The organism is Novosphingobium resinovorum (assembly GCF_036352595.1).
GTDB lineage: Bacteria > Pseudomonadota > Alphaproteobacteria > Sphingomonadales > Sphingomonadaceae > Novosphingobium > Novosphingobium resinovorum_B.
This window is the reverse complement of record NZ_JAZFAX010000003.1, coordinates 96,026-120,359: the sequence shown is the minus strand read 5'-3', so window position 1 is coordinate 120,359 and position 24,334 is coordinate 96,026. Positions and strand designations below refer to the sequence as shown.

The 24,334-nt window shown below is 66.2% G+C and carries 19 protein-coding genes; 12 read left to right on the top strand and 7 right to left on the bottom strand.

The genetic code is table 11. The features are described from left to right. Positions 1-36 precede the first annotated feature (36 nt). Positions 37-1,167: an FUSC family protein gene (locus V2S85_RS04815; RefSeq protein ID WP_330701733.1), complete on the top strand. Its 1,131-nt coding sequence runs from the start codon at positions 37-39 to the stop codon at positions 1,165-1,167. A gap of 3 nt (positions 1,168-1,170) precedes the next feature. Here the strand turns inward: V2S85_RS04815 and V2S85_RS04810 are convergent, their stop codons facing one another. The 3 genes from V2S85_RS04810 to V2S85_RS04800 form a co-directional block, all read right to left on the bottom strand. Beyond that, positions 1,171-1,353: a YegP family protein gene (locus tag V2S85_RS04810; RefSeq protein WP_330701732.1), complete on the bottom strand. Its 183-nt coding sequence runs from the start codon at positions 1,351-1,353 to the stop codon at positions 1,171-1,173. 82 nt (positions 1,354-1,435) lie between these two features. Further along, positions 1,436-2,530, bottom strand: a complete 1,095-nt coding sequence (locus V2S85_RS04805; protein WP_330701731.1) for an FAD-dependent oxidoreductase — start codon at positions 2,528-2,530, stop codon at positions 1,436-1,438. Between the two features lie 5 nt (positions 2,531-2,535). Then, on the bottom strand, positions 2,536-3,501 hold the full coding sequence (locus V2S85_RS04800) for an alpha/beta hydrolase (protein ID WP_330701730.1): 966 nt from the start codon (positions 3,499-3,501) through the stop codon (positions 2,536-2,538). A gap of 83 nt (positions 3,502-3,584) precedes the next feature. Here V2S85_RS04800 and V2S85_RS04795 point away from each other — a divergent pair, with 83 nt between their 5' ends. From V2S85_RS04795 to V2S85_RS04760, 8 genes are all read left to right on the top strand, one after another. After that, positions 3,585-4,307 (top strand): A24 family peptidase, encoded by a 723-nt coding sequence (locus V2S85_RS04795; protein WP_330701729.1) that lies wholly within the window; start codon positions 3,585-3,587, stop codon positions 4,305-4,307. Between the two features lie 139 nt (positions 4,308-4,446). Beyond that, positions 4,447-5,457, top strand: coding sequence for a Flp pilus assembly protein CpaB (gene cpaB / locus V2S85_RS04790; RefSeq protein WP_330701728.1), 1,011 nt, complete (start codon positions 4,447-4,449; stop codon positions 5,455-5,457). Positions 5,458-5,504: 47 nt separating this feature from the next. Then, positions 5,505-7,058 (top strand): type II and III secretion system protein family protein, encoded by a 1,554-nt coding sequence (locus tag V2S85_RS04785; RefSeq protein WP_330701727.1) that lies wholly within the window; start codon positions 5,505-5,507, stop codon positions 7,056-7,058. 18 nt (positions 7,059-7,076) lie between these two features. Further along, positions 7,077-7,718, top strand: coding sequence for a CpaD family pilus assembly protein (locus tag V2S85_RS04780; protein WP_330701726.1), 642 nt, complete (start codon positions 7,077-7,079; stop codon positions 7,716-7,718). Between the two features lie 5 nt (positions 7,719-7,723). Continuing rightward, positions 7,724-8,989, top strand: a complete 1,266-nt coding sequence (locus V2S85_RS04775; RefSeq protein ID WP_330701854.1) for a pilus assembly protein CpaE — start codon at positions 7,724-7,726, stop codon at positions 8,987-8,989. A 28-nt stretch (positions 8,990-9,017) separates the two neighbouring features. Continuing rightward, the gene (locus tag V2S85_RS04770; protein ID WP_330701725.1) at positions 9,018-9,989 is read left to right on the top strand and encodes a type II secretion system F family protein; all 972 of its coding nucleotides are present in this window, start codon (positions 9,018-9,020) and stop codon (positions 9,987-9,989) included. A gap of 10 nt (positions 9,990-9,999) precedes the next feature. Beyond that, complete coding sequence (locus tag V2S85_RS04765) at positions 10,000-11,013, top strand: type II secretion system F family protein (protein ID WP_330701724.1); 1,014 nt, start codon at positions 10,000-10,002, stop codon at positions 11,011-11,013. A gap of 80 nt (positions 11,014-11,093) precedes the next feature. Next, a complete protein-coding gene (locus tag V2S85_RS04760; RefSeq protein WP_330701723.1) occupies positions 11,094-11,780 on the top strand; it encodes a pentapeptide repeat-containing protein in 687 nt (228 codons plus the stop codon). 9 nt (positions 11,781-11,789) lie between these two features. Here the strand turns inward: V2S85_RS04760 and V2S85_RS04755 are convergent, their stop codons facing one another. Genes V2S85_RS04755 through V2S85_RS04745 form a run of 3 tightly spaced genes read right to left on the bottom strand, consistent with a single transcriptional unit; the run spans position 11,790 to position 13,495 of the window. Then, complete coding sequence (locus V2S85_RS04755; protein WP_330701722.1) at positions 11,790-12,053, bottom strand: hypothetical protein; 264 nt, start codon at positions 12,051-12,053, stop codon at positions 11,790-11,792. After that, a complete protein-coding gene (locus tag V2S85_RS04750) occupies positions 12,053-12,703 on the bottom strand; it encodes a TetR family transcriptional regulator (protein ID WP_330701721.1) in 651 nt (216 codons plus the stop codon). Before V2S85_RS04750 ends, V2S85_RS04755 begins: the two co-directional genes overlap by 1 nt. A 6-nt stretch (positions 12,704-12,709) precedes the next feature. Continuing rightward, complete coding sequence (locus tag V2S85_RS04745; protein ID WP_330701720.1) at positions 12,710-13,495, bottom strand: SDR family oxidoreductase; 786 nt, start codon at positions 13,493-13,495, stop codon at positions 12,710-12,712. Between the two features lie 481 nt (positions 13,496-13,976). Here V2S85_RS04745 and V2S85_RS04740 point away from each other — a divergent pair, with 481 nt between their 5' ends. The 3 genes from V2S85_RS04740 to V2S85_RS04730 all read left to right on the top strand — a co-directional run bounded on the left by V2S85_RS04740 (position 13,977) and on the right by V2S85_RS04730 (position 21,416). After that, the gene (locus V2S85_RS04740; RefSeq protein ID WP_330701719.1) at positions 13,977-17,036 is read left to right on the top strand and encodes a TonB-dependent receptor plug domain-containing protein; all 3,060 of its coding nucleotides are present in this window, start codon (positions 13,977-13,979) and stop codon (positions 17,034-17,036) included. A gap of 298 nt (positions 17,037-17,334) precedes the next feature. Beyond that, complete coding sequence (locus V2S85_RS04735) at positions 17,335-20,508, top strand: TonB-dependent receptor domain-containing protein (protein ID WP_330701718.1); 3,174 nt, start codon at positions 17,335-17,337, stop codon at positions 20,506-20,508. A gap of 122 nt (positions 20,509-20,630) precedes the next feature. Then, a complete protein-coding gene (locus V2S85_RS04730; RefSeq protein WP_330701717.1) occupies positions 20,631-21,416 on the top strand; it encodes a hypothetical protein in 786 nt (261 codons plus the stop codon). 143 nt (positions 21,417-21,559) lie between these two features. On the opposite strand, the gene clpB is transcribed toward V2S85_RS04730, so the two are convergent. Then, positions 21,560-24,139 (bottom strand): ATP-dependent chaperone ClpB, encoded by a 2,580-nt coding sequence (gene clpB, locus V2S85_RS04725; RefSeq protein WP_330701716.1) that lies wholly within the window; start codon positions 24,137-24,139, stop codon positions 21,560-21,562. Positions 24,140-24,334: the final 195 nt, after the last annotated feature.

The window sequence follows — 24,334 nt, the reverse complement described above, 5'->3', positions numbered from 1 at the left end:
CCTGATATTTTTCCCGTCATTCCCGCGAAGGCGGGAATGACAAGTAAGAAGAAGTTGCGCCTGCGGACACCTTTCCCCCCGATCCTGAAGTCCGAACTGCGCGCCCTCGTGACCCCTGGCCCGCGCATGGCGGACGAGTGGGCCTGCGTCGCCTCGGTCATGCTGGCGATCGTGCTGGCCCATGCGATCGGCGCGCAGATGGTATCCTGGGCCGCGTTCAGCGCTTTCGTGCTGCTCAAGAGCGACGTCGGCGAGACGCTGGTGCGCGGGGTCATGCGCATCGTCGGAACCCTGCTCGGCTCCGGGCTGGCGCTGCTGGTGGTGCCTTATGCGGCGCGCTCGGTGCCGCTGGCGATGATCGCGGCGGAAATGGTCGGCGCCATCGGCCTCTACGGCATGCTGACGGCACGGCGGGCTTATGCCTGGCTGCTGTTCGGGCTGACCTTCGAGATGATCCTGTTCGACAAGATCGAGCGCCCCGACCTCGACACCCTGCACTTCGCACAGACGCGGCTGCTGGAAGTCGTGGCGGGCACCGTCGCCTGCACCGTGGTCAGCCTGACGGCCGGCGCGCTGGCCGGCAAGCGCTGGTGGATGGACCGCAAGCCCTCGCCGGATCGCATGCGCTGGCACCCCGACGCCGCACGCCATGCCTCGCAGGCCGGGCTAGCGATCGCGACGCTGCCGCTGCTCCACGCGCTGTTCGACCTGCCCGAACTGCCGCAAGCCGCCGTCACCATCATGGCGGTGATGATCGTGCCGGTCGCCGGCATCGGCGCGAGCGGCTTCGTGCCGGTCTCGCGCAGGCTGCTGCACCGCGCGCTGGGGTGCATCGCCGGCGGCGGACTGGCGATCGTGGTGCTACTGAGCGCGCAGGGCAATCCGGCGGTGCTGATCGCGGGCACCTGCATCGGCATCGTCATCGGCCGCCATATCGAGAACGGCCTGCCCCGCGTCACTTACCTCGGCCTCCAGTTCACGCTGGCGGTGCTGGTCGTGCTGGTGCCCGACAGCTACGCCAATGCCGCGATAGGACCGGCCTTCCAGCGCCTGCTCAGCGTCTTCGTGGGCATGGCGGTGCTGGAGCCGGTACTGCTCACCTGGCACTTCGTGGCGCCGAGGCGCAAGGTGCCCCGGGACGTACCCGAGGCCCCGAACGCGGAGTGACGTTCAATCCGTGGTGGTATCGACCACTTCGGCGGCAGGGCCGTTCTTCTTGATCGATTCGATGGCGCTCTTGGCGCTGGCCTTGCTGGAATAGCCCTCGGTCCAGAACATGGTCTCGGAATTGTAGCAGAAATAGGCGACGAACTCTCCGGCCTTGTTCTTGCGGATTTCGAAACGGTGGGCCATGCGCGACTCTCCTTGCGGGTAATTTCCCTAATGGGAAGTCAGCAAGTTCCACAGCCCCATGCAAGCCGTGTGACGGTGCGTCTTACACTTCTTTGCAGAATCGCCCGGGTGCGAACGGCGCGGGATCGACCGTGCCCGGCCCCTCCCCCAGCAGCAGCCGCGCGCCGAGGTCGGCGGCGGCGGGCGCGGTCTGGATGCCGAAGCCGCCCTGCCCCGCGAACCAGAAGAACGCCCGGTCCTGCGGGGCGAAACCGTAGACCGGCAGGCGATCCGGCGCGAACGAGCGCAGCCCCGCCCAGCGATACTCGACCCGCCCGACCGGCCAGCCGACGACCTGCTCGAAGCGGTCGATCGCCAGCGCCACGTCGATCTCCTCGGCCGCGGCGTCACATGGCTGGCTCAATGTTTCGTCGTGCGGGCTCAACCACAGGCGCCCGCTCTCGGGCTTGAAGTAGAAGCTTTCGGCGATATCGAGCACCAGCGGCAGGTCGTCCGGAACTTCGGCCTCGACCGCAAGCTGGGCGATGGTGCGGCGATAAGGCGTGATGCCGAGCGGCGCGATCCCCGCCAGCCGCGCCACGCCGTCCGCCCAGGCCCCAGCGGCATCGACCAGGATCCGCGCCTTGACCTGCCGTCCATCGGCCAGTGCCAGCATCCAGCCATCGGCCACGCGCCGCGGCGCCGACAGACCGGCGCGGCACCACAGCTCCGCCCCGGCCCGGCGCGCTTGCGCAAGGTAGTGCTGGTGCAGCCGGGCAACGTCGATGTCGCAGGTGCTCGGCTCCAGCGCACCGCAGGTCCATCCCTCGCGCAAAGCCGGCACGCGCGCGGCGATGCCCGCGCGGTCCAGCACCTGCATCTCGACCCCGGCGGCGCGGTAGGCTTGCGCGAAAGCCTCGACCTCGCGCTCCTGCCCGGCGCGGCCCAGCGTCAGTGCGCCGCGCGGCGTGAGAACGCCAAGATCGCGCAGCACCGGGCCAGAGGCGGTGGTCAGCGGCTGAACGCCGGGGCCGCCGTAGCTCTCAGTCCAGAACGCGGCGGAGCGGCCGGTGGCATGGTAGCCGGGCCGTTCCTCGGCCTCGATCACCAGAACTGTCGCGCGCGCACCGATCGCGGCGGCAAGCGAGGCGCCGGCCATCCCGGCCCCGACGATGACAATATCGAACGCTGATTCCATCGGGCTCAGCCCCTAACGGGCGCCCGGCGATCGAGAAAGTCCCTGATGGCATCGAGCGCGCGGCTGCGCACCGAATCGACCTCGCGCAGGATCTCGTGGCGACATTCGGGACCGAAGCCGACGAGTTCACCCTGCGGCAGCCGCCCGGCGGCGCGGCGGATCGCGCTCCACGAAACGAGGCCGTCGATGCGGGTGCCGAGCAGCAGTGTCGGCACCGTCACCGCCTCCAGCACGCCGGGCCGCTCCAGCCCGGCCATCGAGGCGAGCGCACGCTCGATCCAGCCCCAACTCGCCGGGCCCATGGCAATGGCGGGACGCCGGGCGCGCCACCATTCCTCGTCGTCGTAGCGGCCCTCGTCGTGAGTCAGCAGCAGGCTGCGTGCGCGCTTCGGGGCACCGGGCTTTTCGCCCGCCTTCCAGGCCGGGCGACGCGGATCGCCCAGGCGCACGATGCCGCGCGCGACCTGCTGCAGCAGCTTCGAGGGTATCCACTGCGGATGAATCCCCAGCATCGGGGCGGAGAGCACCAGCGCGTCGGGCCGGACCAGCCCTTCGGCAACCGCGCGCAGGACGATCTGCCCGCCCATCGAGTGCGCCACGGCGACATGCGGCCCCGGCGTCACGGCAGCCCAATCGGCATAGAGCGCCGCATAGTCGCGCACCCAGACCGCGAAGTCGGAGACGTGGCCGGTGGTCGCATCACTGCCCAGCCGGCCCGAACCCGCCTGCCCGCGCCAGTCGGCAGCGGTGACGCGCCAGCCTTCCTGGTTCCAGCCGTCGAGCGTTTCCAGCCACTTCTCGTAGGCGTCGCCGCGTCCTGGCATGAACAGGATCGAACCGCGTTCCCCCGCGCTCCAGTCGATCCGGCGCAGCAGGTGGCCGTCGGGCAAGGCCCAGCGCGATTCGGAAGCCGCAGCGGGAATCGCGCGGCGCGCTGGAGATTTCAGGAGGCTGTCGATAGTCGAACTCACGGCAATGGGCGCCTCGGGTCGTGGTTACTATTTGGTAGCGGTTCCCGGTGTAGGGCGATTCCGATCCTATAGGGACTTGGACGATGACGGGCGCCATTTTTTCCTACGCACTGCTGGCGGCATTGGCAACGGCGCTGCTCGTCGCGGCGCTGACCGACTTGCGCGCGCGCCACATCGACAACTGGCTGAACGCCGGGATCGCCATTGCGGCGCCGCTGTGGTGGCTGGCGATGGGCCTGGGCCCGCTCGACATCGGTATCCAGATCGGCCTGGCAGCGGCGACTTTCGCACTCGCCTGCACGCTGTTCGCGATGGGGCAGATGGGCGGCGGCGACGTCAAGCTGCTGACCGCGCTGGCCTTTTGGTTCACGCCCGCCTCGTTCCTTCAACTGATCGTGCTGATGGCGGTGCTGGGCGGCGGTGCCTCGCTGGCCATGGCCGCCTGCAACATGACCCCCGGCCGCCGCGAGGCGGTGCGCGATACTTTCGCCGGTCTGGTCACTTTCGCATGGCTGTGGTGCGCGGGCGCGATCGTCTTCGCGGTGGCCATGGGCCGCCCCGTCATCGCCGGATCGACGGTCGAGGCGATCGCGGCGGTGCTGCCCGGCATCTGGCCCGGCATCTGGATCGTACCGGTGGTCGCGCTGGCGGCGATGGGCGCGTTCCTGTTCGGGATGCGCCACATCATGCGCCGCCAGAAGTCGCGCATCGAAGTGCCCTACGGCATCGCCATCGCCGCCGCATCGCTGTGGGTGATGGGATCGCACACCCTGGCCGCCGCGCGATTCGCGGCGCTGGCGGGCTGAGAGGCGTTCACGCCATTTGCCGACGAACAGGGTGAACCCGTCCGCGTCATTTGCAGACGAACGGGGTGAACCCGTTCTTAACCAATTTACCCCATAAGACCGAACAGTTCGGGGATTTTGCTAAGGGGCTTTCCAAGCCATGGACAGGAAGAAAGTGGTGCTGCTCGCGGTTGCGCTGCTCGTTGCGGCGTTCACCGCGTTCGCCGCAAGGACGATGTTCGCCGGCGGCGCCGCGCCGCAGGCCGGGGCAGCGCCCGCCGTCGATCCCGCCGGACCGAAGGTGCTGGTGGCCCAGCGCGCGCTTCCGGTCGGCACCATCATCACCGCCGATTCGGTCTCGTTCCAGAGCTGGCCGAACAACCTCGTCCAGGACGCCTACTACGTCGACGGCAAGGCCGACATGAGCAAGCTGCTCGGCACCGTCGTACGCTTTCCGATCACCGCCGGCCAGCCGCTGACCCAGGGCGCCCTCGTCGCGCCGGGCGACCGCGGGTTCCTCGCCGCCGCACTCGGGCCGGGCATGCGTGCCGTCACCATCTCGGTCTCGGCAGATACCGGCGTCGGCGGCTTCGTGTTCCCCGGCGACCGCGTCGACCTCGTCCTCACGCAGGACGTGAAGGGCGACGGCGACCCGCTGCGCACCGCCGAGACGATCCTGCGCAACTTGCGCGTGCTCGCCACAGACCAGGCCACCGCCAGCACCGTCGAGGACGGCAAGACCGTCGTGCAAGGCTTCCGCACCGTCACCATTGAGGTGACCCCGCGCATCGCCGAGAAGGTCGCGGTCGCGCAGACCATCGGCCAGCTCAGCCTCTCGCTGCGCGCCATCGCCGACAACCAGGGCGAATTCGACCGCATCCTCGCCAGCGGCGACGTCAAGCTGCCCGAGGGCGCCACCCGCGAGCAAGAAGAGAAGTTCATGAGCCAGGCCATGAACCGCCCGCTCGATGGCGCCACCACATACGTCACCGGCGCCGACGTCTCGCGCTTCCAGCGTTCGAGCCGCCCGGCCCAGGGCAGCGGGGCCCCGGCTCCCGCCGCCGCGCCGGTCGCCGGCCCCGCGCCGCAGGCCGCCGCCCCGGTCCACGTCGGCCCCGTCGTCCGCGTCACCCGTGGCAAGGAAACCACCGTCGAGCCGGTGGGCAAGTGACGATGACCGCGTCCACGCACCGACCTTCACCCTTTGAGGGCAATTCGATGAAGCGCAGCCTTCTCAAGTCCATGACCTTCCGGCCGCTGATCCTGGCCGCCGCCACCACCGCTACCGCTCTCGCTCCGCTGGCCAGTATCCCGGCCACCGCCCAGAGCGCGGGTGCGGGCGGCTCGGTGGTCCACCCGGCGCAGGACATCACCCTGTCGATCGGCAACGGCCAGCTCGTCAACATCCCCGGCGCCATGGCCGACGTCTTCGTCGCCAACGACGCGGTCGCCGACGTGCAGGTCAAGAGCCCCCGGCAGTTCTACCTGTTCGGCAAGGCCGGCGGCACCACCACGGTCTACGCCAGCAATGCGGCGGGGGCGGTGATCTGGTCGGGTACGGTGCGGGTCGGTTCGAACTTCGACAGCGTCGATTCGATGCTGCGCCTCGCCATTCCGGACGCCAAGATCGGCGTCTCGACAATGGGCTCGGGCACGTTCCTGCTGACCGGCACGATCAAGAACCCCGAGGACGCGGCAGAGGCCGAGCGCCTCGTCCAGGCCTATGCCGGCAAGGATGCCAACGTCATCAGCCGCCTGCGCGTGGCGACGCCGATGCAGGTCAACCTGCAGGTCCGCATCGCCGAGGTCAGCCGCTCGCTGGTCAAGTCGATGAGCGTCAACATCACCAGTTCCGACGCCACCACCGGCGCCAAGTTCGTGATCGGCCAGGGATCGGGCAAGTTCCCCACTTACACCTCTGGCGGCGTGGTCGGCATCGGCACCGAGGAAACCACCGGCGCGAGCGTCATCAGCCCCAACAGCACCGGCACCACGCTGGGCCTGGGTGGCAAGCTGCTCGGCATCGACCTGCTCGGCGCGCTCGATGCGGGCGAGACGGTGGGCCTCGTCAGCACGCTGGCACAGCCCAACCTGACCGCACTTTCGGGCGAGACGGCGGACTTCCTGGCGGGCGGTGAATATCCCATCCCGATCAGCCAGGGCCTGGGCACCACATCGGTCGAGTATCGCAAGTACGGCATCAGCCTCAGCTATACTCCCACCGTGCTCTCGAACGGCCGCATCTCGATGCGCGTGCGCCCGGAAGTGTCGGAACTTTCGAGTGAAGGCGCGGTCACGCTCAACGGCTACGAGATTCCGGCGCTGACCATCCGCCGCACCGAGACGACGATCGAGCTGGGTTCGGGCCAGAGCTTCATGATCGCCGGCCTGCTCAGCAACAATACCACCAACACGATCCAGAAGATGCCCGGCGCCGGCGACCTGCCGATCCTGGGCTCGCTGTTCCGCTCGACCAGCTACAAGCGCGGCGAGACCGAACTGGTCATCATCGTCACGCCCTACCTGGTCAAGCCGATCGACTCGACCTCGCAAGTCGCGCTGCCGACCGATGGCTTCAATTCACCCAACGAGTTGCAGCGCCTGCTCGGCAACATGGACAGCGACGGCGCTTCGGGCGCCAAGCGTCCGGAAGCCACTCAGGCGCCCTCGGCAGGCACTACCGCGCCGGGGGTCGGCGCAGCGGATGCCAAGGGCAAGAAGGCCAAGCGCACCGCCTCCGACGATTCCACCAAGCCCGGCTTCAGCTTCTAAGTGAGAAAGGTGATTTCCATGCGCCACGCATCTCTCGCATCCGCCGTTCTCGCTTTCGGCTCCGCCCTCGCGCTCAGCGGCTGTGGCGGCGTACCGGACAACCGTACGATGTACTCGGTCCACCAGCCAGTCGTCGAAACCGCGAACTACACGCTCGACGTCACCACCAGCGGCGCCGGCCTCGCCTACGGCGAATCGGGCCGCCTCGCAGGCTGGTTCGAGACGATGGGCCTCAAGTACGGCGACCACATCACCATCGACGATCCGCAGGCCAGCCCCGCCACCCGCGGCGCCGTCGGCGCGATCGCGCAGCGCTACGGCTTCGTGCTGGAGGACGAGCCGCCGGTGTCGACCGGCACGGTTCCGGCGGGCACCGCACGCATCACCATCGCGCGCGCCAAGGCATACGTCCCCGGTTGCCCGGACTGGTCCGCCAAGAGCGACTTCAACCCGAACAACGCCACCTCGACCAACCACGGCTGCGCGGTCAATTCGAACCTCGCGGCGATGGTCGCCGATCCGCAGGATCTCATCCGGGGCCAGAGCGACACCGGCTCGACCCAGGTGATGACATCCAACAAGGCGATCGGCGCCTATCGCACCGCAGAGCCGACCGGCAAGGGCAACACGGTCTCGGCGACCGGCAGCAAGGGCAACTGATGGCCATGAATGCACCCTGGAAAACCGGCGGCCCCGGCGCCCGCGACCAGTTCGCCGCCTTCCTCTGCGACGACGCCTCGATCGAGGCGCTGCGCCCGATCGTGGGCGAGATGGGCTGGCAATCGGAGAAGTGCCACAAGGGCGGCCTGCGCAACGCCGTGCAGTCGCTGGCGATCAGCGCCAGCCCCAACATCCTGCTCGTCGACCTGTCCGAGAGCGGCGATCCGCTGAGCGACATCAACGCGCTCGCCGAAGTCTGCGAGCCGGGCACGGTCGTCATCGCGGTGGGGCAGGTCAACGACGTGCGCCTCTACCGCGACCTCGTCGCCAGCGGCATCCACGACTACCTGCTCAAGCCCTTGCAGCCGGCGGCGCTGCGCGATGCGCTGGCGCATGCCCAGGCGGTGTTCTCGGCCCCGCGCGTGCAGGACGCGGGCGCGTCGAAGTCGCATATTTCCACGGCCGTCATCGGCACGCGCGGCGGCGTCGGCGCCTCGACGATCGCCACCTCGCTGGCGTGGCTGTTCAGCGCCGACTTCAAGCTGCCGACCGCGCTGCTCGATCTCGACATCCACTTCGGCACCGGCGCGCTTTGCCTCGACCTGGAGCCGGGACGCGGCCTGACCGACGCGATCGAGAACCCCAGCCGCATCGACGGGCTGTTCATCGAACGTGCGATGATCCGCGCGAACGACAACCTCGCGATCCTTTCCGCCGAAGCGCCGATCAACGCTCCGCTGCTGACCGACGGTTCCGCCTTCGTGCAGCTCGAGGAGGAATTCCGCGCCGCCTTCGAGATGACCGTGGTGGACATGCCGCGCAACATGCTCATCAACTTCCCGCAGCTTGCCGCGAACCTCAACGTCGCGGTGCTGGTGACGGAGATGACGCTGGCTTCCGCGCGCGACACCATCCGCCTGCTCTCGTGGTTCCGGGGCAATGCACCGCAGACCCGCGTGATCGTCGTCGCCAACAAGGTGCAGACCGCGCTGGCCGAGATCAGCAAGACCGACTTCGAGGCCTCGATCGAGACGCGGATCGACATGGCGATCCCCTATGACCTCAAGGCCGCCTCGATGGCGGCCAAGCTGGGCCAGACTTTCGCCGATGCCAACCGCGCGGCGAAAGCCGGCGCCGTGCTGCGCGACCTGGCGCGGGAGATCGCCGCCACCGAGGAGGACGTCGTCGTCGCCAAGCCCTCGCTGCTCGGCAAGTTCGACCTTAAGGCGATGATGCCCAAGGCGAAGAAAAAGGCTCCGGCGTCCTCGTAAGGCGCCTGTTGGCAAGGCTCGATAGGCGATGAACTTTCTCCAGCTCATCATAGTCGCGACGGGGCTTTCGGGCGCCGTGCTGCTGCTCTGGGCGCTCCTTTCGGGGCCCAACCCCAAGAAGGAATCGACGCGCCGCCTCAAGTCGGTGCGGTTTCGCCATTCGAACAATGCCAGCGACCGGCTGGAGGCGCAGATGCGCCGCGCCGTTGCCGCCCGCAAGCCGCGCATCCACCAGATCGCCGGTTCCGCCTCACGCGCGGAAGCCCTGGCGCTCAGGCTCGACCGTTCGGGCCTGTCGTGGACGCTGCAGCAGTACCTCTACGGCTCGATCGGCCTTGGCGCGGTGGTGGCGCTGCTGGTGTTCCTGAAGTCGGGCGCGCTGTTCCTTGCCCTCGCCTTCGGCATCTTCGTCGGCGCGGGGCTGCCGCACCTCGTCGTCAACTACTGCATCAAGCGCCGCAACAACGCCTTCACGGTGAAGTTCGCCGACGCCATAGACCTTCTGGTGCGCGGGTTGCGCTCGGGCCTGCCGGTGTCGGAGACGCTGACGATCGTTTCACAGGAAATCCCCGGCCCGGTGGCCGAGGAGTTCAAGCTCATCACCGATCGCATGAAAGTGGGCAAGACCATGGAGGACGCTCTCCAGGAAACCGCCGACCGCCTGAACATGCCCGAATTCAACTTCTTCTGCATCACCCTGGCCATCCAGCGCGAAACCGGTGGCAACCTGGCAGAGACGCTGGCCAACCTGTCGGACGTGCTGCGCAAGCGCGCGCAGATGAAGCTCAAGATCCGCGCGATGAGTTCGGAGTCGAAGGCCTCGGCCTATATCGTCGGCTCGCTGCCGTTCATCGTCTTCGCCATGATCTGGTGGATCAGCCCCCAATACATCGGCCAGTTCTTCATCGACGAGCGCCTGATCGTCGCCGGCATCGGCGGCGCCGTCTGGATGGGCATCGGCGCCTTCATCATGGCCAAGATGGTCAGCTTCGAGATCTGAGGACCAGCCCATGCCAGACCAGCCCGCAGGGCCCACCCTCCTCGGTTTCGACGTCACGTACGTCGGCACGCTGCTCACCATCGTCGCGGCCGCCGCAGTGCTGTTCGCGATCTACACCGCGATCACCATTCGCGATCCGATGCAGAAGCGCGTCAAGGCCCTCAACGCCCGGCGCGAGCAGCTCAAGTCGGGCATCATCACCACTGCCCGCAAGCGCCAGAGCCTGATCCGCCGCAACGACACCACCGACAGGATGGGCGCGTTCCTCGGCAAGGCGCGCATGCTGCAGGACAGCCAGATCAAGACGATCGAGCAGAAGCTGGCGCAGGCGGGCATCCGCAACAAGGAATGGGCAGTCGCGGTCGTCTTCGCCCGCCTCGTCGCGCCGATCGTGCTGGGCAGCCTCGCCGCACTGGTGATCTACGGCATCAATTATTTCCCCGAATGGTCGGACTTCAAGAAGTTCGCGGCCTTCGCGGTGATGGTGCTGGCGGGCTACAAAGGGCCGGACCTCTACATCCAGAACATGGTGTCGAAGCGCACCGACGCGATCCGCAAGGGCCTCCCCGACGCGCTCGACCTGCTGGTGATCTGCGCCGAGGCCGGCCTGACGGTGGACGCCGCCTTCGAGCGCGTCTCACGCGAACTGGGCCGGGCCTATCCGGAACTGGGCGACGAATTCTCGATGACCTCGATCGAACTGTCGTTCCTCACCGAACGCCGGCAGGCCTTCGAGAACCTCGCCTATCGCGTCAATCTCGACGCGGTGCGCGGGGTGGTGACGACGATGGTGCAGACCGAACGCTACGGCACCCCGCTCGCCTCGGCGCTGCGCGTGCTCTCGGCCGAGTTCCGCAACGAACGCATGATGCGCGCCGAGGAAAAGGCCGCGCGCCTGCCCGCGATCATGACCGTGCCGCTGATCCTGTTCATCCTGCCGACGCTGTTCATCGTCATCCTCGGCCCGGCGGCCTGCTCGATCGCCGACGCCTTCTCCGGCACCGGTCCGGGCAAGGCGGGGTAGCGCTGCAGAAGCGGGGGCGGCGCCGTCGAAGTTCCGCCCTTGCTCTGGCTTCCGCCGGTCGCCGCCGTTACTGCCGGGGCATGGATGACCTTTCCGCCCCGCACATCGTCCGGGATCGCAAGCTTGAACGACGCGATATCGAAGCGCTCGTCGGCGATCCCCGGCACCTCTCGAATTGCGATCTGGAGGAGGCAGACCTTTCCGGGCTCGACCTCTCCGGCTGGACCTTCGAGCAATGCAGTCTGCGCCACGCCAAGCTGGCCGGCGCGAAGCTGGAGCAGACCCGCTGGCGCTCTTGCCGGGGCGCCTTCGCTGATTTCATCGGCTGCGACCTCAGCGACGCGACCTTCACCGCCTGTGACTTCAACAATTCCGCCCTGCGCCACGCCATGCTGCAGGGAACACGCTTTTCCCGCAGCAAGCTGACGGGCGCCGACCTGTCCGACCTCAAGGCGCTGGAAGTTCATTTCGACGAGACTCTGCTCATCGGCGCAAAGCTGCCCGGGCTGTCGTTCCGCAGGACCACCCTGCACCAGATCGACTTCTCGCAGGCAGACTTGCGCAAGGTGGATTTCCGGATGAGCACCTTCGAAGGCTGCAGCCTGCGCGATGCGCAAGTGGACGGTGCCCGATTCGAGGGCGCGGACTTGCGCGGTGCCGATCTGGGCGGCATCACTCTGGGCGACGCCAGGCAGTTCCGCGGAGCGACGATCTCGCGCGATCAGGCGGCGCTGCTACTGGGCGAAGTGGGACTGAAGGTACGCTGACGCGAGCCTTCAGCCGTCCGTCTCCACCAATTCCGCGATCTCGAACGCGAAGCCCTTCCACCCGCGCATCCTGGCTGCCTCGTCCAGCGGCAGTCGCTTCTTCCTCGCCTCCGCCAGAGAGCGGGCATGGCCCCAGAACACTTCGGTCTTACCGTTCTGCAGTTCGGCGACCACGCGCCAGTAATGCGTGAAAGGATCGGCGGTCGGCCCGATCGTCTTGACGTAGCCGTCCGCCATCGTCGCGGTCAGGTAGCGCTTCTTCCGGCGGGCCATCAGTGCGCGAGGATGCCGGCCATGATGATGTCGATGGTGTGTTCCCGGTAACGGTCGCGCAGTTCCTCGGTCAGCGTATCCTGGTCGAAGCAGTGCTTGAGCACCAGCCGCGCCGAAAAGAAGCGGTCCACCGCCCCGGTCACGGTGAAGTAGAACAGCTGCGGGTCGATCTCGCGGAACACCCCTGCCCGCACCCCGTCGCCGATCAGTTGTTCATAGGCGCGGTAGATCGGCGAGAGGTAGCAGTCTGCAATGCGCCGCGCCTCGGTATCATCGCTCTCGCGCACCATGCGCATGGTCAGGCGGTTGAGGTAGGGCACTTCGTAGAAGGTATCGACGACCTTCCACAAGTGCCGCCGCAGCTTGGCCTCCGGCTCCCACCCGTCCTTGGCGACGAGCGCATCGACGCTGACGACGATCGCCTCCCAGTCGCGGTCGAGCAGCGCCTTGAGCAGCCCCGCCTTGTTGCCGAAGTAGTACTTCACCAGAGCCGAGTTCAGCCCCGAACGCAGGCTCAACTCGGACAGCGAGATGTCGATCACATCGCCATCGCGCATGATCGCACTCGCCGTGTCGAGCAGCATGGCGCGCGCACCAGGCGGCGCGACATCCACGGCACCGGAAGTCTGGGGGACAGGACGATCCTTCATCGGGGCCTACTTCGGCCCCATCCGGATCGCCCCGTCTAGCCGGATAGATTCGCCGTTGAGATAATCATGCTCCAGCATGAACAACGCCAGCTTGGCGTATTCCTCGGCCTTGCCCAGGCGCTTGGGGAACGGCACCATCGCCGCCAGCGCATCCTGCACCTGCTGCGGCATGCCTGCCATCATCGGCGTCTCGAAAATGCCCGGCAGGATGGTGTTGACGCGGATGCCGTCACCCATGAGGTCGCGCGCCACCGGCAGCGTCATCGCCAGCACCCCGCCCTTCGACGCGGCATAGGCGGCTTGGCCGATCTGCCCGTCCTGCGCCGCCACGCTCGCGGTGTTGACGATCGCGCCCCGGCTCCCCGCCGCATCGATCGGCTCGAGCCCGGCCATGCCCGCCGCGGCCTTGCTGATGCAGCGGAAGGTGCCGACGAGGTTGATGGCGATCGCCCTCTCGAACAGTGCCATGTCGTGAGCGCGAGGCTCACCCGTCTCGCGATTCCTGCCGACGGTCTTGGCGGCGGGGGCGATCCCGGCACAGTTCACCAGTACCCGCTCCTGCCCGTTCGCCGCGCGCGCCTTGGCGAAGCCGGCGACGACGCTGTCCTCGTCCGTCACGTTGACCGCGCAGAACACGCCGCCGATCTCGGCCGCGAGTGCCTCTCCGACCTCGGCATTGAGGTCGAAGATCGCGAGCTTCACGCCCTTGGCGGCAAGCGCCCGCGCGGTAGCCGCGCCAAGTCCCGAAGCCCCGCCGGTGACTACCGCGGCGATGGTACTGTCCAGATTCATCCCGTTTCCTTTCGCCATCGTCTCCGGCCCTCTCGCCCTATGCCGTTCCACGGCGAGGGGGCAAGCTTTTCGGCCGAACCATTTAATCGCACGATTAAGTGGCCCGGCAGCGACGGTCAATCGGGTCTCTCGACGACCTCCGCACTTGCGCAACAGGATTTCACCGGGGCGATGCTGCGCGCAAGAAATCATGTGGACAATGCGCCGATGCAACAGGTCTATTGTCCACCGTAAGGCGCGGGAATCCTTGGAGTGCGACCACGGTGCGATATTTCATCGCACATTGCTGTTGCGTGGTTGCAACATACCTGAAACCATTTTTCGCGCCGCCGCAAATTCCGTTGAAAGGGCGCCCTCTCGGCGCAACAAGATTTCCCCATGGCATCGTAGTGCGTTCGCGTACTCGAAAGCCGGCAACGGGTCGCCTGTCGAAATTGGTCACGCATTCGGCAGGTGAACGACGCAACAAGGGACACACAAAGTGAAAACAACCATCCAGAAAGCCGCATTGCGCGGCGCGACGAGCCTGTCGGCTTTCGCCCTGCTCTGCGGCACTGCCTATGCGCAGGATGCAGCCCCCCAGGCGGCTGACGATGCAGGCGAAGAAAACACCATCATCGTCACCGGCTCGATCACCCGCAACCCGGCCGCCGCCACGGCATCGCCGGTCGTGTCGGTGACCGCTGACGATATGACCAAGCGCGGCATCACCACCGTCGCCGACGCGCTCCAGACCCTGACCGCGAACAACGCCGGCACCATCCCCGCCAGCTGGTCGGCCTTCGGCTTCACCACCGGTGCCACCGCTCCCTCGCTGCGCGGCTTCAACAACGCCTATACGCTCACGCTGTTCGACGGCATGCGCACCGCCTACTACCCGCTGGCGGACGACACGCAGCGCAACATCGTCGACATCAACAGCATCTCGGGCTCGATCGTCCAGAGCATTGACACGCTGCTTGACGGCGCTTCGGCGACTTACGGTTCGGACGCCATCGCCGGCGTGGTCAACGTCATCACCAAGCGCCAGATCACCGGCCTGCACCTCGACGGCTCGATGGGCATCTCGCAGCGCGGCGACGGCGGCGAGCAGCGCATCAACGCCACCTACGGCTACGGCGATCTCGACGAGCAGGGCTTCAACGTCTACGCGAACGTCGAATACCAGCACAACGACTCGCTGTTCCTGCGCGACCGCAATGGCATCTGGAACACCGCCGACCAGAGCAGCATCTGCGGCACCGCCGAACAAGGGTGTCTGACCAACAGCATCCGCAACGGCATCCAGGCCGACGGCAGCTACAACGGCTTCCAGTCGACCATCATCAACTACGTGCGCCCCTATAGCACGGATGCCAGCGGCAACCTGATCCTCGACGATGAAGGCGCCACGATTCCGCTCGGCAACTACGAGCAGCTCAACCCGGCAGCAGGCTGCGGCCGCCTGACCTCCGTCACGCTGACCGCAGAACAGCAGACGCCGGGTGCTCCTTCGGTAGTTTGCCAGCAGGATCTCGTGAACGACTACCGCATGTACAATGCGGAAATCACCCGCAAGGGCGGCACCCTGCGTGCGACCGCCAAGGTCGGCGACAACGCCGAAGCCTTCTTCATGTTCAACTACATGAACGTGAAGACCGCCAACTCGACCAGCAACGCCGGCTGGGTCGGCAACACTGCCGCTGGTGGCGAGCAAATCACCGTCAGCCAGATCTACCTGCCGACCTACGTCTGCTCGGCCGGCACCTCGTCGATCACCGGCGGTATCCTGACCGCCTCGGGCTGCGATGCGTCGAACGGCACGCTCAACCCCAACAACCCCTACGCCGCCAACGGCCAGCTCGCTCGCCTCGTCGGTCTGCCTGACAAGCCGCGTGAGACCTTCACGGACGCCAAGACCTACCGTCTGTCGGCCGGCATCAACGGCACTGTGGGCGATGGCTGGAACTTCTCGCTCGGCGCGACCGCTTCGAAGGTCACGCTGGACGTCAAGAACACCGGCTACATCTACCTCCAGGGTCTGATGGATGCCATTGCCCAGGGCACCTACAACTTCGTCGATCCCTCGGCCAACTCGGCTGAAGCTGACCAGCTCGTCTTCCCCGATCAGGAGAAGCGCGCGACCTCGAAGCTCGCCCAGGTCATCGCGACCCTCAACAAGGACGTGTTCGAACTGCCCGGCGGTTTCGTGAACATCGCCGTTGCCGGCCAGTACCGCTACGAAGCGATTAACAACCCGAGTTCGAACGCCCCCAACAACGACAACCCGACCGAGCGCTATTACGGTATCAACGCCGTTGGCGTGAAGGGCAACCGCGACATCTGGTCGGCTTCGTACGAAATCTCGGTTCCGGTCCTCGACCAGCTGCGTTTCAAGGCAGACGGTTCGTATGACCACTACTCGACCGGCCAGAAGAACTTCTCGCCCAAGTTCGAGGCCGAGTTCAAGCCGATTGAGCAGGTCAAGCTGCGCGGCACGTTCTCGAAGGGCTTCCGTGCGCCCAACCTGAACGAATCGTTCCAGCTGCCGGCGACCGGCTACACGAACGCGTCGATCAATTGCGAGAGCGCAATCTATGCCGCGTTCTGCGCCGCGCACGCCAGCAACCCGGCTTACTACGAAGATGGCTACTCGCCGGGCATCACTTCGTCGGGTAACCCCGATCTGAAGTCCGAGAAGTCGACCTCGTACACCTTGGGTCTCGTCGTGCAGCCGACCCGCGCCGTCACGCTGACGGTCGATTACTGGCACACCAAGATCAAGAACGTGATCACCTCTGCCAGCGCGACCCAGGATCTCTATACCCAGTATTACACCAACAACGGCGTAGTGGACATTCCGGGCGTCACCGTGACCCCGGGCGTAGCCGATCCGGAAAACCCGAACGCGCTGCCGCTGCTGGGCCAGATCATCAGCTCGTTCAAGAACGCCAACGCCATGAAGGGCAGCGGCCTCGACTTCTCGGCTGATCTCCAGCTCCCGCTGACCGAAAAGGTTTCGCTGCACTCCAAGGCGAATGCATCGTACCTGATCAAGCTCGAGCAGTTCAACGAGGATGGCTCCGTGTGGCGCTACGACGGTTCGCTCGGTGGTTGTAACCTGACCTCGTGTTCGGGTGCGCCGCGCTTCCGCCTGACCTGGCAGAACACGCTGGACTTCAATGACAAGGCCAGCCTGACCCTGACCACCAGCTACACCAGCGGTTACTCGAGCACCTCGGCTGACGCCGGTGGTACGTACAAGGACTGTATCGCAAGCGGCGAGAGCGGTCAGCTCATCACGTATCCGGGCACTCCCGGCATCGATGGCAGCGCTGCTCCCGTTCAGTGCCACTCGAAGGGTATCCTGAACTTCGACGGTCACGGCGAAGTCAAGGTCGCGGACAAGTTCAAGCTTTACCTCGACGTCCTGAACATCCTGGACACCAAGCCGAAGTACGACCCGAACGCGGCTTATGGCCTGTACCAGTTCAACCCGGCCTGGTCGGACCGCCTGTTCATGGGCCGTTACCTGCGCGTCGGCGCGAAGGTCGACTTCTAAACCAAGTCAACCTGACCACGGAAATTGGGGCGGTCTCGCAAGAGGCCGCCCTTTTTCTTTGCATGCATGTCGCTGCATCGCCCTGACGTTATGCATCCTTGCGCACACATCGTGCGCGTGGTGGGCCATGAAGGTCTGCAAACTGTTGTAATGTTACAACCCATTACGCATTTATTTCATTCAGATTTCAGTTCCCTATTGCAGTCGCGAAGAGCCCCGGCAGGATAGGCCCATCGACCCGGATTTCCGGCCGGGTCGCGGGCAGGCAGAGCCCGCAGACGCATACAGGGGACACATCATGACCAGGACCAAGGGCGGCCTGCTTCGCAGCGCCGCGTTCCTTCCAGCCATTGCACTTCTCACGCCGTTCGCCGCGATAGCGCAGGACGGCGATCCCGTGCCCGAAGAGACCGCGCCGGTTTCGCCCGACCTCAGGGCACCCAACACGCCCGCACCGATCGACGACACCACCATCATGGTCACCGGTTCGCGTATCAAGGGCGGCGACGTGTTCCGCAGCCCCTCGCCGATCTCCATCGTCGATCCTGAACTGTCGAAGAAGATGGGCCTCATCGATACGGCCGCGATGATCCAGGGCTCGCCGATCGCCAGCGGCTCCTCTCAGATCACTTCGGCGATCTCGTCGAACTTCGTGACCAACGGCGGTTCAGGCGCCCAGACGATCTCGCTCCGCGGCCTCGGTGCCGAGCGCACGCTGGTCCTGCTCAACGGTCGCCGCGCCGGCCCCGCCGGTACGCGCGGCGGCGTGTCGTCGTTCGACCTCAACGTGCTGCCCTCCTCGATCATGGAGCGCGTCGACATCCTGAAGGACGGCGCCTCGTCGATCTACGGGTCGGACGCCGTCGCGGGCGTGGTCAACCTGATCACCAAGACCGACACCAACGGCATCGAGGCCAACGGCTTCACCTCGGTCCCCACCCGCAGCGGCGGCGAGGAATACAACGGCTCGCTCACCTGGGGCAAATCGTGGGACCGCGGCCACATCCTGCTCGCGGGTGACTACTACAAGCGCAAGGAACTCGCGCGCGGACAGCGCAAGTACCTGCAGTGCGAGGAAGACTACGTCTTCACCGACGAGAGCCACAAGACCCGCGCCGACCTCGTCGATCCGCGCACCGGCAAGTATCGCTGCGGCGGCCTGGCCTGGGGCCATGTCTGGACTTACGACTACAGCTACTACTACTCACCCAACGGCTCCAACATCCCCGGAAGCCAGGGCGTCGGCGACGTGACGCTGTTCCAGTACAATTACCCGGGCAGCAACCTGGGCCGCTACATCCCCGGCATCGGACCGCGCACCACCGCCGGCCAGATCGCCGTCCCCGAGGGCTGGTATCCCGTCGGCTACGATCCCGCATCGATCGCGGTCCAGAACAGCTACCACCCCTACGTCAACCAGGACACCGTCATCCCGCAGACAGAGCGCTACACGCTCTATGCGGACGGTGCCTTCAAGGTCAGCGACGCGGTCGAAGTCTACGGCGAGTTCCTGTTCAACCGCCGCAAGACCTATCAGAACGGCTCGCGCCAGATCTGGCAGTTCGGTTACGGCGAATACTTCGACTATGTCGATGCCGATGGCAACGAAGGCGGCTTCGCGGGCAACCCGCTGGCGCAAGGCTGGGGCGGCGCCGCACTGTTCAGCCCGACCGGCTACACCAACCTTTCCGACAACTCGCAGCGGGTAGACTACTACCGCGGCCTGTTCGGCGTGCGCGGCGACATCGGCAAGGGCTTCAGCTACGACGTCTACGGCCAGTACTCGAAGTCGAAGGGCATCTACCGTTCGCAGCAGATTCTCGCCGACTCGATAGCCTATCCCTATGGTGACAGCCGCGACGCGACTTGCGCCGAACTTGGCAACCCGGTCACCCCGATCGGTGGCAAGCAATGCGTGGACGTGCGCTGGTACGATCCTTACTTCCTTGCCGGCGAATTGACGCCCGAGGAAGTCAACTTCCTGTCCGACTGGGAGGAAGGCAAGACCACCTATACGCAGAAGTACGTCGAGGCGATCGTCACCAACCCCGGCCTCCTCAACCTCCCCGCCGGGCCGGTCGGCATCGCGATCGGTGCGACGTACCGCGAGGATCGCATCAACGACACGCCGGGCGCGATCACGCTGGCCGACAACGCCTGGGGCAGCACCGGCGCCGGCATCACCGCCGGCAAGACCCAGACGACCGAAGCCTTCGGTGAAGTGCGCATCCCGATCCTTGCCGACATCCCGTTCTTCAAGAACCTGGAATTCTCGGGCGCGGCGCGCGTTACCAACGTCAAGGCGATCCGGGCTTCAGACGGTTTCTCCGACAGCGACAACGGCAACTGGACCTACAAGCTGGGCCTCAACTGGCAAGTCAACGACTGGCTACGCCTGCGCAGCACATACGGCACCTCGTTCCGCGCGCCCGCGCTATTCGAGCAGTTCCTGGCCGACCAGACCTCGTTCCTCAACCAGCGCCAGATCGACCCCTGCATCCAGTGGGGCACGAAGCTGGCGGACGGCGCCATCTCGCAGCAGTTCGCGGACAACTGCGCGGCTGACGGCGTGGCGGCGAACTACACCGGTGCGGGCACGGGCGCGACCATCGTGACCGGCGGCGGCATCGGCCTGCTCAAGCCGGAGACCTCGAAGGCATTCACCGGCAGCGTCATCCTCACCCCACGCTTCAGCTTCCTGCCCGATACCCGATTCAGCCTTGCGGTCGATTACTTCGACATCGAGGTCAACGGCGAGATCGCGCAGCTCGGCGCCGGGAACATCCTGTCGCAGTGCTACAACTCGGACTTCTTCCCGACCGATCCGCTGTGCTCCTACTTCACCCGTAACGACGACGTTCCGGGTTCGCAGGGCAACGGTTCGAACGTGAACACGGTGCGCGACAGCTTCATCAACGTGAACAGCCAGCGCAACCGGGGCATCGACGCCACGCTGCGCATCACCCACGAATTCACGCCCGACGTGAAGCTGACGCTGCAGAGCGAGATCACCTGGCAGCTCAAGGACACCACCGCGCTGTTCGACGGCCTCTACGAAAGCTCGAACGGCGAAGCGGGCGATCCCAAGTGGACCGGCGACTTCAAGGCGATCCTCGACTGGAGCAACGTCAGCTTCTTCTACGGCCTGACGATGATCGGCGGCACCGACAATCGCCCCGACTTCCTGGAGGACGGCGGCTCGATCTGCGACACCGCCACCGCCTACCCCGACGGCCGCTGCGTCAGGCTGACGACTCCCGCATGGTTCCAGCACAACGCATCGGTGACCTGGAACATCGACGACGACAAATATGCCTTCACCCTGGGCGTCACCAACTTCACCAACGCCAAGCCGCCACGCATCTCCGTGGTCGGTGGCAACGGTGCCGACATCCTGGGCAACGGCGTGTTCTACTCGCAGTACGACATGGTCGGTCGCCGCTTCTTCGCGAGCGTGAAGGCGAAATACTGAGAGGTTTCCCCAGTCGGGGCACGCTTGCGTGCCCCGACAAATCTTTCCAGGCAGGGGCGGTGGGTGACGGCTCGCCGCCCCTGTGCTTATCTGTCCTCCCGATCCCACAGCACAGGCATAAGATGACCCGCATCCGCCTCAAGCCCGATACCCTCGACGAGGAGAACGCCCGCTTCGAGCAGGTGGCGCTTCCTCGCCCGCTGTTCCTCAATTCCGTGCCCAAGTCCGGCACCCACCTGCTGCGCAACGTCATGCGCATGTTCGTGCCCGTTGCCGACCACTACAAGGCGACGTTCATCCAGTGGGGCAACCTGTTCGACCACCTCGACGCCTTCGACGCCTCGCGCAACATGTTGAGTTGGGGGCACCTGCTGTTCTCCGACGCCTCGGCGGTGGAAGCCGCGCCCGCGCGCAAGATCATCCTGGTGCGCGATCCCTATACCTGGGTGCTGGCCCGCGCGCGCTTCTTCGTTTCCGAACAGTTCGGCGACAATGCCGTGCTGGTGAAGGACGAGGGGCTGAGCGTCGATGCCCTGATCAACCTGATGATCACGGGCATTCACCAGAAATCGATGGGCCTCAAGGACATGTACATGTTCAACGCGCTCGGCTGGATGGGGCGCGATACCACCGTGATCCGCTACGAGGACATGGTCGAGGCGGTGAAGGATCTCGACAGCCGCCGCGCCGAGGCCTTCTTCATGGGCTTGTTCGACGCGGCCGGCCTCGCGAAAGTGCCCGAGGACTGGCGCGAGCGGGTCCGCATCGGCGCCGACCGCAAGCAAAGCGGCACCGCGCGCGAGAACCTCAACGCCGCAGCCGAGATTCCCGACGAACTGACCGCGCAGCAGAAAGCGCTGGTCGACTTCAACGCCCCCGGGCTTCGCGCGCTTCTCGGGTACTACTGATGCTCCATTCCTCCCCGAGCTTGTCTCGGGGAGGTGGCAGCCGCATAGCGGCTGACGGAGGGGGAATTACCTGATCCATCCCCCTCCACCACCGCCTGCGGCGGCGGTCCCCCTCCCCGAGACAAGCTCGGGGAGGATGGGCATCACTCCACGGTGATCGCCAGCGCGCCGTCACCGTCCTCGATATGGACGTGCGAGCCATCGGGCACCTCGCCTGCCAGCAGCTTCTCCGCCAGCGGGTCCTGCAGGTACCGCTGTACCGCGCGCTTCAATGGCCGGGCGCCGTAGACCGGGTCGTAACCCACCCGCCCCAGCCACCGCTTCGCCGCGTCCGACAGGTCGAGCACGATCTTGCGGTCCTTGAGCAGCTTCTGCACGCGGGCGACCTGGATATCGACGATCGGCGCCATGTGCTCCAGGCCCAGCCGGTGGAACAGCACGATCTCGTCGAGACGGTTGAGGAACTCGGGCCGGAAATGCCCGCGTACCACTTCCATCACCTGCGGCTCCACGGTGGAGACGTCCACGCCCTCGTCAAGCCCGGCAAGGTACTGGCTGCCGAGGTTGCTGGTCAGGATGATCAGCGTGTTGGTGAAGTCCACCACGCGGCCCTGTCCGTCGGTCAGGCGCCCGTCGTCGAGCACCTGCAGCAGCACGTTGAAGACGTCGGAATGCGCCTTCTCGACCTCGTCGAACAGCACGACCTGATAAGGCCGCCGCCGCACCGCCTCGGTCAGCACGCCGCCTTCCTCGTAGCCGACATAGCCCGGAGGCGCGCCGATCAGGCGGGCGACCGCGTGCTTCTCCATGAACTCCGACATGTCGATGCGCACCATCGCGGTGTCGTCGTCGAACAGGAAGCCCGCCAGCGCCTTGGTCAGCTCGGTCTTGCCGACGCCCGTGGGGCCGAGGAACAGGAACGAGCCGAGCGGCCGGTTCGGGTCCTGCAGGCCCGCGCGCGCGCGCCGCACCGCCTTGGAGACGGCGGCGACGGCATCGGTCTGGCCGATCACGCGGCCGCCGATGATCTGCTCCATCTTGAGCAGCTTCTCGCGCTCGCCTTCCAGCATGCGGTCGACCGGAACCCCGGTCCAGCGGCTGACGACACCGGCGATGTCGTCCTCGGTCACTTCCTCGCGCAGCAAGGCGTTCCCGGCGGTGGCCTGCGCCTCCGCCAGCTTCGCCTCCAGCGCGGGGATCGTCGAGTAGGACAACTCGCCCGCCTTGGCGTAGTCGCCGCCGCGCTGGGCCTGCTCCAGTTCGATGCGCGCGGCGTCGAGCTGTTCCTTGAGCTTGCCTTCCGCCGCGATCTTGTCGCGCTCGTTCTGCCAGCGGGTAGTCAGTTCGCTCGACTGCTGTTCGAGGTTGCTGAGTTCCACGCGCAGCGCGGCAAGCCGGTCCTTCGACGCGGAATCGCTTTCCTTGCCGAGCGCCATTTCCTCGATCTTGAGCTGGACGATGCGGCGGTCGAGCTTCTCGATCTCCTCGGGCTTGCTTTCCACTTCCATGCGGATACGGCTGGCGGCCTCGTCCATGAGGTCGATCGCCTTGTCCGGCAGGAAGCGGTTGGTGATGTAGCGGTTGGACAGCGTCGCCGCCGCCACGATCGCGCCGTCGGTGATCCGCACGCCATGGTGCAGCTCGTACTTTTCCTTGAGCCCGCGCAGGATGGAAATGGTGTCCTCGACCGTCGGCTCGCCCACGAAGACCGGCTGGAAGCGGCGCTGGAGGGCGGCATCCTTCTCGACGTACTTCTGGTACTCGTCGAGCGTGGTCGCGCCGATGCAATGCAGTTCCCCGCGTGCCAGCGCAGGCTTGAGCAGGTTACCCGCATCCATCGAGCCTTCCGACGCGCCCGCGCCGATCAGCGTGTGCATCTCGTCGATGAACAGGATGATCTGACCGTCCGCGCCCTTCACCTCGTCGAGCACGGCCTTCAGGCGCTCCTCGAACTCGCCGCGGTACTTGGCGCCCGCGATCAGCGAACCCATGTCGAGCGACATCAGGCTGCGGTCCTTGAGGCTGTCGGGCACGTCGCCATTGGCGATGCGCAGCGCGAGCCCTTCGGCGATGGCGGTCTTGCCGACGCCGGGGTCACCGATCAGCACGGGGTTGTTCTTGGTGCGCCGCGCGAGGATCTGGATGGTGCGGCGGATCTCCTCGTCGCGGCCGATGACCGGGTCGAGCTTGCCGTCCTTCGCCGCCTGCGTGAGATCGCGGGCGTACTTCTTCATCGCATCGTAGGCGTTCTCCGCGCCCGCGCTGTCGGCCGTCCGGCCGCCGCGCAGCTCGGTGATCGCGGCTTCGAGCGCCTGCGCCGTGACGTTACCCGCCTTGAGCGCCTGGCCCGCCGCCGTGGTCGTCGCCAGCACGAGGCCCAGCAGCAGCCGCTCGACGGTAACGAAGCTGTCGCCCGCCTTGGTCGCAGCCTGCTCGGCCGCGTCCAGCACACGCACGGCATCGTTGTCCAGACCCGGCGAACCGGCCGCGCCGCTGCCCGACACGGCCGGAATCTTCGCCAACGCCTTGTCGAGTTCCTGCGTCGCAAACACCGGGTTGCCACCGGCGCGCTTGATGAGCCCGGCGGCCATGCCTTCGGGATCGTCGAGCAGGGCCTTGAGGATATGCTCGGGCGCGATGCGCTGGTGGTTCAGGCGGATCGCGACGGTCTGCGCGGCCTGGAGAAACCCCTTTGCGCGGTCAGTGAACTTTTCGAGATTCATTGTGGAATGTGCCTCCTGATCCCGCTCATATGGTGTTGCTTATATGCAACACAAGGGCTGGGTACCCGAATTTTTCCTTAGTCTGCGAAATGCCCGAAATCCTTGATCGGGCGCAACAGGAGCAGGCCGGAGCCGGCCGCCGAGGCAAAGATGGGTGCCCGTTGCCGATTTGCCAGAGGGCGTTTCGCTCCCTCC